The organism is Mesorhizobium sp. USDA 4132, assembly GCF_056279545.1.
Genome location: NZ_JBWCCP010000001.1, coordinates 523,847 through 539,370, shown reverse-complemented (window position 1 = coordinate 539,370; position 15,524 = coordinate 523,847). Strand labels below are relative to the sequence as shown.

At 61.5% G+C, this 15,524-nt stretch carries 17 protein-coding genes; 9 read left to right on the top strand and 8 right to left on the bottom strand.

Features of this window, described 5'->3' with window-relative positions:
• Nucleotides 1-333: 333 nt before the first annotated feature.
• A complete protein-coding gene (gene argB, locus ACZ9IU_RS02745; protein ID WP_038539277.1) occupies nt 334-1,221 on the top strand; it encodes an acetylglutamate kinase in 888 nt (295 codons plus the stop codon).
• 19 nt (nt 1,222-1,240) lie between these two features.
• Here the strand turns inward: argB and ACZ9IU_RS02740 are convergent, their stop codons facing one another.
• Nucleotides 1,241-2,014 carry an isocitrate lyase/PEP mutase family protein gene (locus ACZ9IU_RS02740; RefSeq protein WP_038539275.1) on the bottom strand — a complete coding sequence of 258 codons (774 nt, stop codon included), beginning with the start codon at nt 2,012-2,014 and terminating at the stop codon, nt 1,241-1,243.
• 72 nt (nt 2,015-2,086) lie between these two features.
• Nucleotides 2,087-2,989 (bottom strand): DMT family transporter, encoded by a 903-nt coding sequence (locus ACZ9IU_RS02735; RefSeq protein ID WP_038539272.1) that lies wholly within the window; start codon nt 2,987-2,989, stop codon nt 2,087-2,089.
• Between the two features lie 105 nt (nt 2,990-3,094).
• On the opposite strand from ACZ9IU_RS02735, the gene ACZ9IU_RS02730 reads away from it, so the two are divergent.
• A complete protein-coding gene (locus tag ACZ9IU_RS02730) occupies nt 3,095-3,808 on the top strand; it encodes a pyrimidine 5'-nucleotidase (RefSeq protein WP_038548615.1) in 714 nt (237 codons plus the stop codon).
• A 109-nt stretch (nt 3,809-3,917) separates the two neighbouring features.
• The gene (locus ACZ9IU_RS02725; protein WP_038539266.1) at nt 3,918-4,574 is read left to right on the top strand and encodes an EF-hand domain-containing protein; all 657 of its coding nucleotides are present in this window, start codon (nt 3,918-3,920) and stop codon (nt 4,572-4,574) included.
• Between the two features lie 171 nt (nt 4,575-4,745).
• Here the strand turns inward: ACZ9IU_RS02725 and ACZ9IU_RS02720 are convergent, their stop codons facing one another.
• The 3 genes from ACZ9IU_RS02720 to ACZ9IU_RS02710 all read right to left on the bottom strand — a co-directional run bounded on the left by ACZ9IU_RS02720 (nt 4,746) and on the right by ACZ9IU_RS02710 (nt 7,456).
• On the bottom strand, nt 4,746-6,116 hold the full coding sequence (locus tag ACZ9IU_RS02720) for an IS1182 family transposase (RefSeq protein ID WP_038539263.1): 1,371 nt from the start codon (nt 6,114-6,116) through the stop codon (nt 4,746-4,748).
• Between the two features lie 113 nt (nt 6,117-6,229).
• Nucleotides 6,230-6,538: a hypothetical protein gene (locus tag ACZ9IU_RS02715; protein WP_038539260.1), complete on the bottom strand. Its 309-nt coding sequence runs from the start codon at nt 6,536-6,538 to the stop codon at nt 6,230-6,232.
• 57 nt (nt 6,539-6,595) lie between these two features.
• Nucleotides 6,596-7,456, bottom strand: coding sequence for an LOG family protein (locus ACZ9IU_RS02710; protein WP_038539257.1), 861 nt, complete (start codon nt 7,454-7,456; stop codon nt 6,596-6,598).
• A gap of 136 nt (nt 7,457-7,592) precedes the next feature.
• Between ACZ9IU_RS02710 and dapD the strand changes: the two genes are divergently transcribed.
• Genes dapD through ACZ9IU_RS02690 form a run of 4 tightly spaced genes read left to right on the top strand, consistent with a single transcriptional unit; the run spans nt 7,593 to nt 10,887 of the window.
• Nucleotides 7,593-8,447 carry a 2,3,4,5-tetrahydropyridine-2,6-dicarboxylate N-succinyltransferase gene (gene dapD / locus ACZ9IU_RS02705; RefSeq protein WP_038539254.1) on the top strand — a complete coding sequence of 285 codons (855 nt, stop codon included), beginning with the start codon at nt 7,593-7,595 and terminating at the stop codon, nt 8,445-8,447.
• Between the two features lie 9 nt (nt 8,448-8,456).
• A complete protein-coding gene (gene dapE / locus ACZ9IU_RS02700) occupies nt 8,457-9,653 on the top strand; it encodes a succinyl-diaminopimelate desuccinylase (RefSeq protein ID WP_038539252.1) in 1,197 nt (398 codons plus the stop codon).
• Entirely contained in the window at nt 9,637-10,257 is a 621-nt protein-coding gene (locus ACZ9IU_RS02695; protein WP_038539249.1) for a hypothetical protein, read from the top strand. The genes dapE and ACZ9IU_RS02695 overlap by 17 nt, the downstream gene beginning before the upstream one ends.
• A gap of 33 nt (nt 10,258-10,290) precedes the next feature.
• Nucleotides 10,291-10,887 carry a hypothetical protein gene (locus ACZ9IU_RS02690; RefSeq protein ID WP_038548612.1) on the top strand — a complete coding sequence of 199 codons (597 nt, stop codon included), beginning with the start codon at nt 10,291-10,293 and terminating at the stop codon, nt 10,885-10,887.
• Nucleotides 10,888-10,900: 13 nt separating this feature from the next.
• Here the strand turns inward: ACZ9IU_RS02690 and truA are convergent, their stop codons facing one another.
• The 3 genes from truA to def are packed head-to-tail and all read right to left on the bottom strand — an operon-like array spanning nt 10,901 to nt 13,174.
• Nucleotides 10,901-11,665 carry a tRNA pseudouridine(38-40) synthase TruA gene (gene truA, locus ACZ9IU_RS02685; protein ID WP_038539246.1) on the bottom strand — a complete coding sequence of 255 codons (765 nt, stop codon included), beginning with the start codon at nt 11,663-11,665 and terminating at the stop codon, nt 10,901-10,903.
• Nucleotides 11,665-12,600, bottom strand: coding sequence for a methionyl-tRNA formyltransferase (gene fmt, locus ACZ9IU_RS02680; protein WP_038539244.1), 936 nt, complete (start codon nt 12,598-12,600; stop codon nt 11,665-11,667). Before fmt ends, truA begins: the two co-directional genes overlap by 1 nt.
• 58 nt (nt 12,601-12,658) lie before the next feature.
• A complete protein-coding gene (gene def, locus ACZ9IU_RS02675) occupies nt 12,659-13,174 on the bottom strand; it encodes a peptide deformylase (RefSeq protein WP_038539241.1) in 516 nt (171 codons plus the stop codon).
• A gap of 177 nt (nt 13,175-13,351) precedes the next feature.
• On the opposite strand from def, the gene ACZ9IU_RS02670 reads away from it, so the two are divergent.
• Together ACZ9IU_RS02670 and ACZ9IU_RS02665 are read left to right on the top strand one after the other, a co-directional pair.
• On the top strand, nt 13,352-14,491 hold the full coding sequence (locus ACZ9IU_RS02670; RefSeq protein ID WP_437179064.1) for a DNA recombination protein RmuC: 1,140 nt from the start codon (nt 13,352-13,354) through the stop codon (nt 14,489-14,491).
• A gap of 50 nt (nt 14,492-14,541) precedes the next feature.
• Nucleotides 14,542-15,441: a ribokinase gene (locus tag ACZ9IU_RS02665; protein WP_038539238.1), complete on the top strand. Its 900-nt coding sequence runs from the start codon at nt 14,542-14,544 to the stop codon at nt 15,439-15,441.
• The last annotated feature ends 83 nt before the right edge of the window (nt 15,442-15,524 follow it).

Here is a 15,524-nt window from a genome sequence, read left to right as displayed (position 1 = left end):
ATCTTGTTGCCCCGGCGCGGATGCGCGCCTCCCAAGGCCTGGCGTCCCGACATCGGCGGAGACATCACAAGAGACGGAAGCCGGAGAGGAAGAGTTTCAGCGGCAATGAGAAAGCCGGAAAATAAACATCAAGCCCTTGTTTCTATTTGTCTATATTTGTCGTAGCGCCCGCAATCCGCTTGACCACCATGCCCCTGATCGGCGTTCGTGCCGGCATGCGGCGCTCCATTTGGCCCGCACCGCTCCGTCGATTGCGCGATAATCTCCGGACTTATTATTTCCTCTGTCAAAAACATGCGCTAAAAGGCCCCACTCAATATTCAGGGGTATCCCATGACGGCTTCCGAAAGCGAACTTCAGGCAAAGCTTCTGGCACAGGCGCTGCCCTATATGCAGCGTTACGAAAACAAGACGATCGTCGTGAAATACGGCGGCCATGCCATGGGTGACACGGAGCTCGGCAAGGCTTTCGCGGCGGATATCGCGCTTCTCAAGCAGTCCGGCGTCAATCCGATCGTCGTGCATGGCGGGGGTCCGCAGATCGGTGCGATGCTGACGAAGATGGGCATCGAATCCAAGTTCGAAGCCGGCCTGCGCGTCACCGACCAGAAGACGGTCGAGATCGTCGAAATGGTTCTCGCCGGCTCGATCAACAAGGAAATCGTCGCGCTGATCAACCAGACCGGCGAATGGGCGATCGGCCTTTGCGGCAAGGACGGCAACATGGTCTTCGCCGAAAAGGCCAAGAAGACCGTCATCGATCCGGACAGCAATATCGAGCGGGTTCTCGACCTCGGTTTCGTAGGCGAAGTGGTGGAAGTCGACCGCACGCTGCTCGACCTGCTCGCCAAGTCGGAAATGATCCCGGTCATCGCCCCGGTTGCTCCGGGCCGCGACGGCGCGACCTACAACATCAACGCCGACACGTTCGCAGGCGCCATCGCCGGCGCGCTCAGCGCCACCCGCCTGCTGTTCCTCACCGACGTTCCGGGTGTCCTCGACAAGGACAAGCAGCTGATCAAGGAACTGACGGTCGCCCAGGCCCAGGCCCTCATCAAGGATGGCACGATCTCCGGCGGCATGATCCCGAAGGTCGAGACCTGCATCGAGGCGATCAAGGCCGGCGTGCAGGGCGTCGTCATCCTGAACGGCAAGACCGCCCATTCGGTCCTGCTCGAAATCTTCACCGAACACGGCGCCGGCACACTGATCGTTCCCTGATCGCTGATGCCTCCAATGCTCAGCCGGCGGCGGTGAAAACCGCCGCGGCGTCTTCCTTCAGCTTCGCCATCATCGCCCGGTACGGACCCGGGCCGTAACTGACCCGGCCGACACCAAGTTCACCAAGACGTTTCGGCGACGGAACGCCACTGAACATCATGATGTTGACTGGAAGTGGCAAGGCCTTGCAGAGCGTCTCGATCAATCCCTCATCGGCCAGTCCCGGGGCGAAGAAACCGTTGGCCCCAGCCTCGGCATAGGCTCTGGCGCGTTCGATCGCCTGATCGAGAAGTGCTGCATGCTTCGCCCGGTCGCCTTCCTGAAGGAAAAGATCGGTCCGGGCGTTGATGAAGAACGGCATATCGCGCGTGTCTGCCAGGGCCCGGATCGCACGGATGCGCTCGGCCTGCTGCGCCACCGGATAGATACCGCTGCCGCCGACCACCTGATCCTCGAAATTGATGCCGATCGCACCGGCATCGATGACCCTGGCGACATTTGCCGCCAGTTCGGCCGGATCCACCGCATAACCGCCCTCAAAATCCACCGACAACGGCAGGTCGACGGCCGCGGTGATCGATTTCGCCGTGGCGAGCAATGCATCGAGCGGCAGGTTTTCGCCATCAGCATAGCCTTGCGCTGCGGCGACCGACCAGCTTCCGGTGCCGAGCGCCTTCGCCCCAGCATCCGCAACCGCCTTGGCAGTGCCTGCATCCCAGATGTTGTAGATGATGACCGGGTTGCCCTTCTGGTGAAGTGCCGCGAACGCGGCTGCCTTGTCTTTCTCCAGCATGAATGATCCTCCCATTGATCGGAATACCCTAACCGGTTTCGGTGACGGATGCCGCCGCAAATCGGGCGTCGATCAGGAAAAGAGCAACCCGAGGATGCCGCCGACGATCAAGAGGCAGCCAAACACCTCCATGCGGTTCACCCGTTCATGGAAAAGGAAATAAGACGCCATGAAGGTGAAGACGAGCTCGATCTGCCCGAGCGCGCGGACATAGGCCACCTGCTGCAGGGTCATGGCGGTGAACCAGCCGGCCGAGCCGACCACGCCTGCCAGGCCGACGAGAGAGGATGAACGCCACGAGAGAACGACTTGGACGATCTCACGCTTGTCCTTCCAGAACATCCAGACCAGCATGAAAGCGGTCTGGAAAGTCGTGACACAGGCGAGCGTCACCGCGGCCTCCATGACCGGACCGGGACCGCCGAGCGACAGCGACGCGCTGCGGTAGGAGACGGCCGAAATACCGAAGACCGCGCCGGACGCGATGCCGATCAAGGCGGTGCGGCTGGTCATGGCGACTATCATGTTGCGCCAGGACAGCGGCATGCGCGCCATCGAGATCGTCATTACGCCGATGACGCCGACGATGATTGCGGCGACCGAGCCCGGCGTCAGCTTTTCGCCGAGCAGAATGAAGCCGAATATGGCAGCCTGCACCGGCTCGGTCTTGGAATAGGCCGTTCCGACCGCAAAATTCCGCAGCGAGAAGAGATGCACCAGCATCATGGTCGCAAAGATCTGTGCCAGCCCGCCGATCACCGCCCATAAGGCGAAGGTCCAGTTCAGTGTCGGGAACGGGTAACCGGCGACATGGTGAAGGCACAGGACATAGAGGATCGCGATCGGAAAACCGTAGCCGAAGCGCACAAAGCTCGCTCCGCGCGTGCCAAGCGAGCCTTGGAGATGCTTCTGCAGGGCAGAGCGCAGGTTCTGCAGGAAGGCGGCGGCGATGGTGATGGGGATCCAGAGTTCCATATGCGGGCGGTATCACGCGTTCCGGCAGATCGCCAAGGCCGGCTCTGGCCGAAAGCGTACGTCTTTTTCGTTTTCTTTGCCGCCGTGCCGGTGCATAAAGCGGCCATGGAAAAAAAGCCGCAGACCTTGCCCGATCCCGCCGATTTCACCCATGTCCGCGACTGGGTGTTCGATCTCGACAACACGCTTTATCCGCATCACATCAATCTGTTCGCGCAGATCGACAAGAACATGACCGCCTATGTGCAGGAATTGCTGCAGTTGGAGCCGGCGGAAGCGAAAGCGCTGCAGAAGCGCTATTACCATGAACACGGCACAACGCTGCAGGGCCTGATGCTGAACCACGGCATAGATCCGGACGGGTTTCTCGAACAGGCGCACGCGATCGACTATTCGGCGCTGTTGCCGCATCCGGAACTTGGCGAGGCGATCAAGGCCCTTCCCGGCCGCAAGTTCATCTTCACCAATGGTAGCGTGCCGCATGCGGAAGCGGCGGCGCGGGCGCTCGGCATTCTCGATAATTTCGACGACATATTCGACATCGTCGCGGCCGACTACGTACCGAAACCGGCAGGCGCGACTTACGACAAATTCGCGAGCATGCACCGGGTCGATACAAAAAGTGCTGCGATGTTCGAGGACCTGCCGCGCAATCTGCAGGTGCCGAAGGCGCTCGGCATGCGCACCATCCTTCTGGTGCCGCGCAATCTGGATGCGGTGCTGATGGAACGTTGGGAGAAGCTTACCGATGAGGACGATCACATCGACTATGTGACCGACGACCTGACGGGTTTCCTCACCGGTCTCAACATCCGCTAACGTTTTATCGCCATTACAGAAAGTTCATCCACATTACGGATGTTTAAGTGGTTTTGACCGCGGCGGTCTCTATCTTCAGGCTATCGAAACAACCTGAAGGACCACCACAATGACCGCAAGAAAGATCGTTCTGGCGACCCTCGGAGCAGCGCTGATCGCCGGCGCAGCCATCCCGGCCTTTGCAGCCCCAGGGCGTGATGGTCCTGGCCGCCATGACGGCCCTGGCCGCGCCATGATGCAGGATGTGATGTTCGTCCGCCTGCTGAAGAACGCCGATGCCGACAAGGATGGCAAAATCTCCAAGGACGAGATGACTGCCTTCCAGGACAAGCTCTTTGCGGCAATCGACGCCAACAAGGACGGCTCTTTGACGCGCGGCGAGATGATCGACTATCGCCAGGCGAAGATGGAAGAGTTCCGCAAGAACAACCAGCCGGAAGTCGCCAACACCGCGGACAAGAAGGACGACCAGTCCAACGGTGACATGGCCGATCGGCGTGGCGACCATCGCCGCGACCGCGATCATTCCGCCTGGAACCGCGACGGCCAGGGCCGCCATGGCTGGAGCCGCGAGGACGCCCGCTGGGAACGCCCGCATGGCCGCCAGATGATGGGCCAAGGCATGTTCCGCATGGTCGATGAAGACAAGGATGGCAAGATCACCAAGGCGGAAGCTTCTGCCGCATCCGACAAGCTGTTCGCCCGCATGGACACCAACAAGGATGGAACCATTTCCATCGACGACCTGCCGGACCGCCCCCTCTAGTTCTCCGCCCCCTTGGAACTAGTTCCGACAGTCGTCCAAAGGACCCGCCCCTTCCCCAAGGGGCGGGTTCAGACCGCTGACAAACCCGTCGATATTTTCGGCGGGTTTTGTTTTTGTGGATTTGTTTTCCGCCGGGAGGTCTTGGCGGGAGGCGCAGAAGGATGGGCTGGCTCATGCCGCGGCTGGTTTTGGTGTTTTGATGAGCGCCATTGCGATCTTCTTGATGTTCTGGGCGGCTGCAGCCAGCAGGCATTGGCAGGCGACACGGGTGAGACTTCGGAAGCGGGCATAGCGGTGGCCATGCAGCTGCTTGGCATCGGCAAAGGAGCGCTCGACCGTTTCCTTGCGGCGTTTGTAGATCGCCTTGCCCCAAGCGGTCAGGCGGTTGGCATCGGTGCGCTCGCGGGCATCGGCCCAGACATGGCGGGTGATGGTGCGTGTCGCGGTGGCGTTATGGGTGCAGGAGGCCAGCAACGGGCAGGTGCGGCAGATGGCCGGATCGGATGCGTAATGTTTATAGCCGTTGCGGTCGGTGGTGGCATAGGCGAGCAACTGTCCTTCGGGGCAGCGATAGCCGTCTGTCTGAGGCTCGTGGACGAACTTCGATTTGCGCATCATGCCGGCTTTGGGCGGTGTCGGATTGCGGTAGCCGGTGACACCGAGGATGGTGCGGTCTTCAAGCCCCTTGGCGATGCCGGAGGTCGCATAGCCGGCATCCAGGCCAACCGCGCCGACCTCGAAGCCGAACCGCTCACGCTGACGGTCCAGCCGCTCGAGATAGACGATGCTGTCATGCACATTGGCAGGTGTCACATGGGTGTCGGTGATGATCGCATGGCGGCCGTCCACCGTGCGGTGGTCGAGGTAGAAGAAGCCTTTCGGTTTGCCGTCGCGCACCATATAGCCGCTCTCGGGGTCGGTGCGCGACACCTTGGTTTCCTTCACCTCCGGCTGACGCTCTTTCTCCTTCAACGGCTTCTGGCCATGCAGCGCCCGCTCGACCTCGATTGCCCGGTCGAGGTCGGCCCAATAATCGGCGCGCGACTTCTCGATCATCGCAAGGTCGTATCTGCCCTTGTTGGCGTTCGCCTTCAGATGCGTCGAATCCGTATAGAGCACCGTACCGTCGACCAGGCCATGACCGATCGCCTGCTCAACGATATGATCAAAGATGTCCTGGGAAACCGAGGTGTCGTTGAAGCGCCGGCGGCGGTTCTGCGACAGCGTCGAGGCGTCAAACACCCCATCCGTCAGCTTCATCCGCAGAAACCAGCGATAGGCGACGTTGACCTCGATCTCGCGCACCAATTGGCGCTCCGAGCGGATGCCGAACAGGTAACCGATGAACAGCGCCTTGAACATCAAGGTCGGATCGAGCGGCGGCCGGCCGTTGTCGGCGCAATAAAGCCCGGCAACGCGATCATGGATGAACGAGAAGTCGATCACCGCATCAATCTTGCGAAGCAGGTGATCCTTCGGCACCAGGCTGTCGAGCGTCACCATCTCAAGAGCCGTCTGGGTGGGGGCAGGTTTCTTCAACATGTCCCACTGAATCACAAACCCCCGGACCACGCCAGGGGTTTGTCAGCAGTCTGGACCCGCCCCTTCCCCAAGGGGCGGGTTCTTTTATTTCTCCGATCAGATAAAGCCCGCAATCAGGAAGGTCTGTGCTCGACTGCGGTCACTCGGTCCGCGACCTCCTCCACCTTGTCCTCGATGCGGACAAGCGACTGCTCGATCGTCGACTGCATGTGGGACAAAGCTCCGCCAAGTTCGATTTTGATAGAGAGCTCGAGATCATCCCGAACTTCCGCCTGACGTCGTTCCAGGCGCTTTGAAAATTCATAAGTCTGGATCGCCAGGGTCCTGATTTCAGAAACCTCCTTGCGAAGGGCGCGAACCTCGTCATTTGTCCGCTGCCCAAGCTTGGCCAGAAAATTCAGATCTACGACTTCATCGCTCATCGGTACCATCCTCTAGCGACAATCTAGTCGCGAACTTCGCGACTTTCAATCAAGCCTTCAATGCTCGTAGAAATCCGAGATGATCTTCCACGCCTCTTCCGCGGTCTCCACGAAACTGATGAGGTTGAGGTCGTCCGGAGCGATCGTCCCGAATTCCGCCAGCGCGCCAAAATTGATGATGCCGCGCCAGAAGGCTTCGCTGAACAGGATGAGCGGCATGCGTTCCATGCGCTTGGTCTGGATGAGGGTCAGCGCCTCGAACATTTCGTCCAGCGTGCCGAACCCGCCGGGGAAAACGACGACTGCCTTCGCCCGCATCATGAAATGCATCTTGCGGATGGCGAAATAGTGGAAGTTGAAGCTGAGTTCCGGCGTCACGTAGCGGTTCGGGGCCTGCTCGTGGGGCAGCATGATGTTGAGGCCGATGCTCGGCGCGCCGGCATCAGCCGCACCACGGTTGCCGGCCTCCATGACGCCCGGCCCGCCACCGGTCACCACCACATATTCCTGATGATTGTAGCTTGCGGAATGCCTGCCGCAGAGGGCGGCGAACTTGCGCGCCTCCTCGTAGTAGACCGAGGCCGCTTCGAGGTTCTGGCGCTGCGTATCGTTGCGGGCGGCCCAGGCGCTCTGGCCGGGCGCCGGGATGCGCGCGCCGCCGAACAGCACCACGGTCGATTTGATGCCGCGCTCGGCGAGCGCCATTTCCGTCTTCATCAGCTCGAGCTGGAGACGGACGGGGCGAAGCTCCTCGCGGCTGAGAAACTCGTCATCCGCATAGGCGAGGCGATAAGAGTGCGATTCCGTCTGCGGCGTCCTCGGCTGGACTGCGGCGTCGTTTTTGTCCGCCTTGTTGTCCTTCAGCGGATCCCAGGCCCCGTCCTTGCGTCGCGGGCCATCCTTCTTCGCCTTTGCCATTCGCATGATCCTTCCGGCGTCAAATGCATTGACGCCAATTCACATTGACGCTTGAGTGGCGGTCGCTTAGATCAAAAGACACCAAATGGCCACCTCTCCCACCATCACGATACAGAGTGACGTTTAAGGATTTCCCATGAGCAGCCCCGACTTCTCTTCCCTCGAAAAGACCATCGAGACCGCCTTCGACAACCGCGACGGCGTGACGGTTTCGACCAAAGGGGAAATCCGCGATGCGGTCGAGGAAGCGCTCAACCTGCTCGACAGCGGTCAGGCGCGGGTCGCAAGCCGCGGCGAAGGCGGAACCTGGACCGTGCACCAATGGCTGAAGAAGGCCGTTCTGCTGTCCTTCCGCCTCAACGACATGGAAGTGGTCAAGAACGGCCCCGGTGCCTCCACCTGGTGGGACAAGGTGCCTTCCAAATTCGAGAACTGGGGTGAAAACCAGTTCCGCGCTGCCGGTTTCCGCGCCGTGCCGAACGCTGTCGTGCGGCGCTCGGCCCATATCGCCAAGAACGTCGTCCTGATGCCATCCTTCGTCAACCTCGGCGCCTATGTCGATGAAGGCACGATGGTCGACACCTGGGCGACTGTCGGCTCCTGCGCCCAGATCGGCAAGCACGTGCATCTTTCCGGCGGCGTCGGCATCGGCGGTGTGCTGGAGCCGATGCAGGCCGGCCCGACCATCATCGAGGACAATTGTTTCATCGGCGCCCGTTCGGAAGTGGTCGAAGGCTGCATCGTCCGCCAGGGCTCAGTGCTCGGAATGGGCGTGTTCATCGGCAAGTCGACCAAGATCGTCGATCGTGCCACCGGCGAGATCAGCTATGGCGAAGTGCCGCCCTACTCTGTCGTCGTCGCCGGCACGATGCCGGGCAAGCCGTTCCCGAACGGAGACATGGGACCGGGCCTTTATTGTGCCGTGATCGTCAAGCGCGTCGACGAGCAGACCCGTTCCAAGACCGCCATCAACGAACTGCTGCGGGACTGATCCGATCAAATGTCTGCTGCCGATCCCATCGCCAATCTCCAGACTCTGATCCGCTGCCCCTCGGTGACGCCTGCCGAGGGCGGCGCGCTTGCGGCGCTCGAGGCGATGCTGCTTCCGCTCGGATTCAAGGTCGAGCGGATGGTGGCGACGGAACCCGGCATGCCGGACATCGAGAACCTCTATGCCCGGCTCGGCACCGACGCCCCGCATCTGATGTTTGCCGGCCACACGGACGTAGTGCCGCCGGGAGACGAGACGTCTTGGAGTAAGCCGCCTTTTGCCGCCGAGATCGTCGGCGGCGAGCTGTTCGGCCGCGGCGCGGTGGACATGAAGGGTGGCATCGCCTGTTTCGTCGCAGCGGTCGCCCGCCATATCGATCTGCATGGCGCGCCAAGAGGCTCGATCTCCTTCCTGATCACCGGCGACGAGGAAGGCCCGGCCGTCAACGGCACCGAGAAGCTGCTGAAATGGGCGGCCGAGAGGGGCGAGACCTGGGATGCCTGCCTGGTCGGCGAGCCGACCAATCCGGATGCGCTCGGCGACATGATCAAGATCGGCCGACGCGGTTCGGTCTCCGGCAAGGTCACCGTCTTCGGCGTCCAGGGCCATGCGGCCTACCCGCACCTTGCCGACAATCCGGTACGCGGCCTGCTGCCGCTCGCCTCAGTGCTGATGAATCCGCCCTTCGACGGCGGCACGGCGGAATTCCCGGCCTCCAATCTGGAAGTGACCTCCGTCGATGTGGGCAATCCGGCGACCAACGTCATTCCGGCCAAGGCGGCGTTCGCCTTCAACATCCGCTTCAACGACACCTGGACCGCCGATACGGTCAAAGCCGAGATCGTCAGGCGGCTCGACGCAGCAGCGATTGGTAGCCCGCTGCGCCCGGAGCGCGATCCGGCGCGCTACGACATCACCTGGGCAGAACGCCCGAGCCACGTGTTCCTGACCCGCAACAATGCCCTGATCGCTTCGCTATCGGGTGCCGTCGAAAACGTGACCGGCAAGGTGCCGAAACTTTCGACGACAGGCGGCACCTCGGATGCCCGGTTCATCAAGGATTATTGCCCGGTCGTCGAATTCGGCCTTGTCGGGCAGACCATGCATATGATCGATGAGCGCGTAGCCCTTGCCGATCTGGAGACGCTCACCCAAATCTATGGGACCTTCATCTCCCGCTGGTTCGATAATGCCCTCCTATCATGAAGTCAGGCTCTACCTCGGCGGTCTCTGGCTGCTGATCAGGGGCGATGCGCGCGGTCTGCGACCGTTCGACATTTCGGACCAGGGCGTATTGCGTTCGTTCTGGGCGGCGGGCTGGTGCGCGCCGGCATTGATTGTCGGCTGGATCGTTCAGCGGATGGAATACCTTCGTCATTTCCCTCAACGCGAGGACTATTCCTTCATCTTTTTCCTGAAGATGCTGGTCCTCGAAGCGGCCCAATGGGTCGTGCCGGCCGCGGCGCTCATCGCCCTCGGCTTCATTCTGCGCTTCATACCGCTCGTGCCGATCCTGATCGTGGTGCGCAACTGGTTTGCCGTCCCACTCGCCTATGCGATCCATGCGGTTTATTCGCCCATCGCTTTCCTATCTGCCCAGCAAGGTGGCGCCATGGGGCTTGCCGGTTACGCTTCGATAATTCTGGCGGCGACCATTCTGATCGCCGCGCTTTTCCTCGCCTGGTGCGTTCTAAGAACAGTCATGGGTGGCCCGGTGATGATCCGCATTGCCACCCTGGGACTTGTGCTCCTGACCGACATGTTTGTTGCGCGCGAACTGGAGAATATCATGGGGGTTTCGTTAACCTGATGCGTGATTTCGCCGTTTTGCGAGGAGGCCGCCTTGCCCTCCTATGCTGAAGTCAGACTTTATCTGAGCGGTCTCTGGCTGCTGATCCGCGGCGATGCGCAGGGTTTCCGCCTGCTCGACATTTCCGATCGCGGGATGATGCGCTCGTTCTGGGCGTTCGTCTGGTGCCTGCCGGGCGCGTTCGTCTCGTGGCTGTGGTGGCGAGACTATTTGCTTGAGGGCATGCCGTCCGGCGCCCGGATCGGCGGGATTTTCTTCGTTCGCATGGCAATGCTGGAAATCTTCAACTGGCTGGTGCCGCTGATCCTTGCCGGCATACTCTGCTCACTGCTCGGCATCGCCCGAAAGTTTCCGGCGGTCGTCGTCACCGTCAACTGGCTCTCGGTTCCCTTCGCCTATCTCTACGGCCTGCTGAGCCTGCGTTTCCTGTTGCCGTCGAGACTCGATACCGCCCTGGCGCTGGTCCATTTCGCGCTGCTGCTCGTGATGATCATTTCGATATCGCGGGTGATGCGGATGATCTGCGGGCCGCAGCCGCTGATGATCACAACGCTGGTGCTGGTGCTGATCGTGCCGAGCATGCTGCTGACCGAAGCGCTGCAGCGTTTCCTCGGCATTTACCCACTCTGACGAAGCCAGCGCTTCAGGGCTCTACGGGATCGCCTGGATAATCGACCCGCATGAAATAAAGCCCCTCCGGCGGTGCCACCGGCCCGCAGGCCTTGCGGTCCCGCGCGTCCAATGCTGCGCGGACATCCGCCGGCGTCATGCGGCCTTCGCCGGCCAGTTTCAGCGTGCCGGCGAGCGACCGTATCTGATTGTGCAGGAAACTCTGTGCCGTCGCGCGGATTTCGATCAGGTCGCCGCTGCGCGTGACATCCAGTATGTCCAGCGTGCGGACGGGATTTTTCGCCTGACAATGAACCGAACGAAAGGTCGTGAAATCGTGCTTTCCGACCAGCGTCTGGGCGGCGGCATGCATGACTTCATGATCCAGATCCTTGGTGACCCACCAGGCACGCTTGGCATCCAGCGCCAGCGGTCCGGCCCGTGAAATGATACGGTAGAGGTAATATCGCCGGACGGCCGAAAAGCGAGCGTCGAACGTATCATCGACAACCTGCACGCTAACGATGGCGACTTTCTCCCTGGCCATGCCGAGATAGGCATTCAGCGCGTCGCGCAGCCGGTGTGGCTGCCACGACCGCGTGAGATCGACATGCACCACCTGTCCGCGCGCATGCACGCCGGAATCGGTGCGGCCGGCGCCCTTGACCACCACGGTCTCCTTGGTCAGAGACAGGATGGCATTTTCAAGCGCCGACTGTACCGAGTGGCCGTTCTTCTGCTTCTGCCAGCCGACATAGGGCGTGCCGTCATATTCGACGGCCATGCGGAATCGGGGCATCAGGAGAGCCTCGTGCCCGGCCCAAGCGGCGTCCCGCGCAGGAAATCCGCCGCGGCCAGCGGCTTGCCGCCGGCCTTCTGCAATTTGCGGAGCTTCACCGCACCTTCACAGCAGGCTACGGTCAGCGCTTCGTCCAGAACCGTTCCGGGCTCACCCTGCCCCTCGCCGACTTCCGAGAGGAGAACCTTTACGCGCTCCGGCTTGCCGTTGATCTCCGCCTCGAACCATGCGCCCGGAAACGGCGACAGACCGCGGATGTGGTTATGCACATCACGTGCGGTCTTCAAAAAATCGATGTGCGTCTCGCCCTTGTCGATCTTGGCGGCATAAAGCGCGCCTTCCGACGATTGCGGCGTCAGCGGCAGGTCGTCGGCTTCGAGTTTCCCCATCGCCTCGACCATCGCACGGGCTCCGACCAGCATCAGCTTGTCGTGCAGCTCGCCCGCCGTCATGTTCTCGCCGATTTCGACTTCCCTCGTCAGCGCGACGGGGCCGGTATCGAGGCCCTTTTCCATCTGCATGACCATCATGCCGGTTTTCTTGTCACCCGCCATGATCGCCCGCTGGATCGGCGCGGCACCGCGCCAGCGCGGCAGGAGCGAAGCGTGGCCGTTGTAACAACCGAGCTGTGTGCCCGTCAGGATCGCTTCCGGCAGAAGAAGGCCGTAGGCGACGACGACGGCAACATCCGCCTTGAGTGCGCGGAATTTCTCGCGCTCATCGGGATCCTTGAAATTGGCCGGCGTGAAAACGGGAATGCCCAGCAGTTCGGCGGCCTGATGGACCGGCGACTTCACCAGATCGAGCCCGCGGCGGCCGCCCGGGCGCGGCGGCTGGGTATAAACGGCGACGATCTCATGGCCCGCATGTTTCAGGCTCTGCAGCGTCGGCACGGAAAATTCCGGCGTTCCCATGAAGATGATGCGAAGAGACATGGTCGTTCCGCGTCTCAAGAGACCGCGCCTTCTTAACTCGGATCGCCCGAGCGACGGTTCAGACCGCCTTGGACTTGGCAGCCTTGGTGAATTTCTTGATCACCATCTCGCGCTTCAGGCGGGAAATATGGTCGATGAAAAGCACGCCATTCAGGTGATCGATCTCATGCTGCAGGCAGGTGGCGAGCAGGCCATCGGCCTCTACCACATATTCCCTGCCGTCGCGGCCAAGATGCTTGACGCTGACGGTCGCCGGCCGTTCCACCTCGGCATAATATTCCGGAATGGAAAGGCAGCCCTCTTCATACACGGAGCTCTCGTCTGAGGATGTGACGATCTCCGGATTGATGAAGACCTGCGGCTGCTTTTCCTCGCCCTCACGCGCAATGTCGACGACCAGCAGGCGGCGCGGCACGCCGATCTGGATCGCCGCAAGGCCAATGCCCGGCGCGTCATACATGGTCTCCAGCATGTCGTCGGCGAGCCTCAGAAGCTCGGCGTCAACACGCTCTATCGGCTTGGAAACCTGACGCAGGATCGGGTCAGGCAGAATAATCAGAGGCTTGATCGTCATGGCTTCCCATAACCCATCTTTTTTTCCGAAGGAATAGAAATTACGGCAGGAGGAAGCGAAATGTTCACGTTTTGATCTTTTCAAGCGGCAAAATTCTGTTAGTTTCCCGCCATGAATAATCTTATTGCTGGCCTTTCTCGTTTCTTCGACGATCCACGCGCTGCCGTCGTGGCGGTGATGTGTGGAGCGGCATTGCTGCTGTTATGGCTGTTCCTGGTCCGGCGCGCATCGCTTCGGCGGCAGGAAGATGCGGCGTTGCGGGTGATGGAAGGCGAGGCCCGGCTTTCGGAACTTCTGAGAGCGCAAAGCGAGATGCAGGGGCGGTTGTCGGCAATGGCGGAGACGCTTTCGACGCGGCAATCGGAACTGAACCAGTCGGTCAGCCAGCGGCTCGATGGCATGACGCACCGGATCGGCGCTAGCATCACCGAGCAGACCAAGTCGACGCACGAGAACCTGCAGCGGCTGCAGGAACGGCTGGCGGTGATCGACGCCGCCCAGAACAATATCCAGACGCTGGCAAAGGACGTCGTCGGCCTGCAGGCGATCCTGTCGAACAAGCAGACACGCGGCGCCTTCGGCCAGGGCCGAATGGAAGCGATCGTTGCCGACGGATTGCCGATGGGCGCCTATGGTTTCCAGACCACGCTTTCGAACGGCACCAGGCCGGACTGCACGATCAGGATGCCGAACGGCGCTCCGCCTTTGGTGATCGATGCCAAATTTCCACTCGAAGCCTGGAATGCATTTCGCGAGGCCGCGGCACCCGAAGCCAGAAGGGCCGCCGCCCAGGCCTTCAAGCGGGACCTTGAGGTTCACATCCGCGATGTCTCGGAAAAGTACCTGATCCCGGGCGAGACGCAGGAAATGGCTTTCCTCTTCGTGCCGTCGGAATCCATCTTCGCGGAGATCCACGAACATTTCGAAAGCGCCGTGCAGAAGGCGCAGCGTTCCCGGATCGTCATTGTCTCGCCTTCGCTGCTGATGCTGTCCATCCAGGTCATCCAGGCCGTGCTGAAGGATCAGCGGATGCGCGAGCAGGCACATCTCATCCAGGGCGAAGTGGCGCTACTGATCGAGGATCTTACCCGTCTCGACGACCGCACCCGCAAACTTCAAGCGCATTTCTTTTCCGCGCAGAAGGATGTCGAACAGATCCTCACCTCCACCGACAAGCTCAACCGCCGCGGCGCCAAGATAGAGGCTCTCGAGCTGGAGGCGCCTCACGAAGCCGAGGTGGCCCGCGATCGGCCCCAAGCCAAGGCGGTCGAAAGCCGTACCGGCCTGCTCAAGCTGCGGGTGGTTGACGAGGAGTGATCCTCTCGGGCAGTGTCGCGCGACTTTAATTTACGCAAGCAGGCCTGCCCATGATCACCGTCCTCGGCTCCATCAACATGGACCTCATCGCCACGACCGAACGTCTGCCCCAGCCGGGCGAGACGGTTGCGGGATCGAATTTTGCGACGGCCGCCGGTGGTAAGGGCGCCAACCAGGCGCTCGCAGCGCGCCGTGCCGGAAGCTCCGTGCATATGGTGGGAGCCGTTGGGGAAGATGGTTTTGCTGCGCCGGCGCTGGCACTTCTCGATGACGCCAAGGTAGACCTCTCAGCGGTCGCGCGCGTAACCGATCCAACCGGCACGGCACTGATCCTAGTGGGGGGCACGGGCGAAAACATGATCGCGGTGGTGGCCGGCGCCAACGGTACCGTGAGCGCGGCGCAGGCCGAGGCGGCGGTCGAAGCCATGAAGACAGGGGACATCCTGATGCTGCAGCTCGAAATTCCGACCGGGACGGTAGAGACGGCGCTCAACGCAGCGCGTGCCAAAGGCATTCAGACGGTGATCAACACTGCGCCGCTGACCGGCGATGCGGCCCGGCTGGCCCGGCTTGCAGATATCGTCGTCGCCAATGAAACGGAATTCGAACTGCTGGCCGGAAGCCCGATCCCCAACGCTGCGGCGCGCCAGGAGATGTTGAAAAAACTCCATTCCGAAACCGGCCAGACATACGTCGTCACGCTCGGCGGCGACGGCGTGGTCGCGATCCGCGACGGGGAGATCATCGCCGCCGAGGGATTGAAGATCGAACCGGTCGATACGGTCGGCGCCGGCGACACGTTTTGCGGTTACCTGGCCGCCAGCCTCGAGCAGGGGCTCGATTTTGCGAAAGCGCTCCGCCGCGCCGCGGTGGCCGGTTCGCTCGCCTGCCTCAGCCGCGGCGCCCAGCCATCGATCCCGCCCGCCGAAGCGGTCGACGCCAGGGTCTGAGCTGCTCCGATCGAGTATTTCCCCCTACTTTCGCCGTTGCGGCAGAGCAAGCATTTGCAATTTTAGTCAACGTTAACATATCG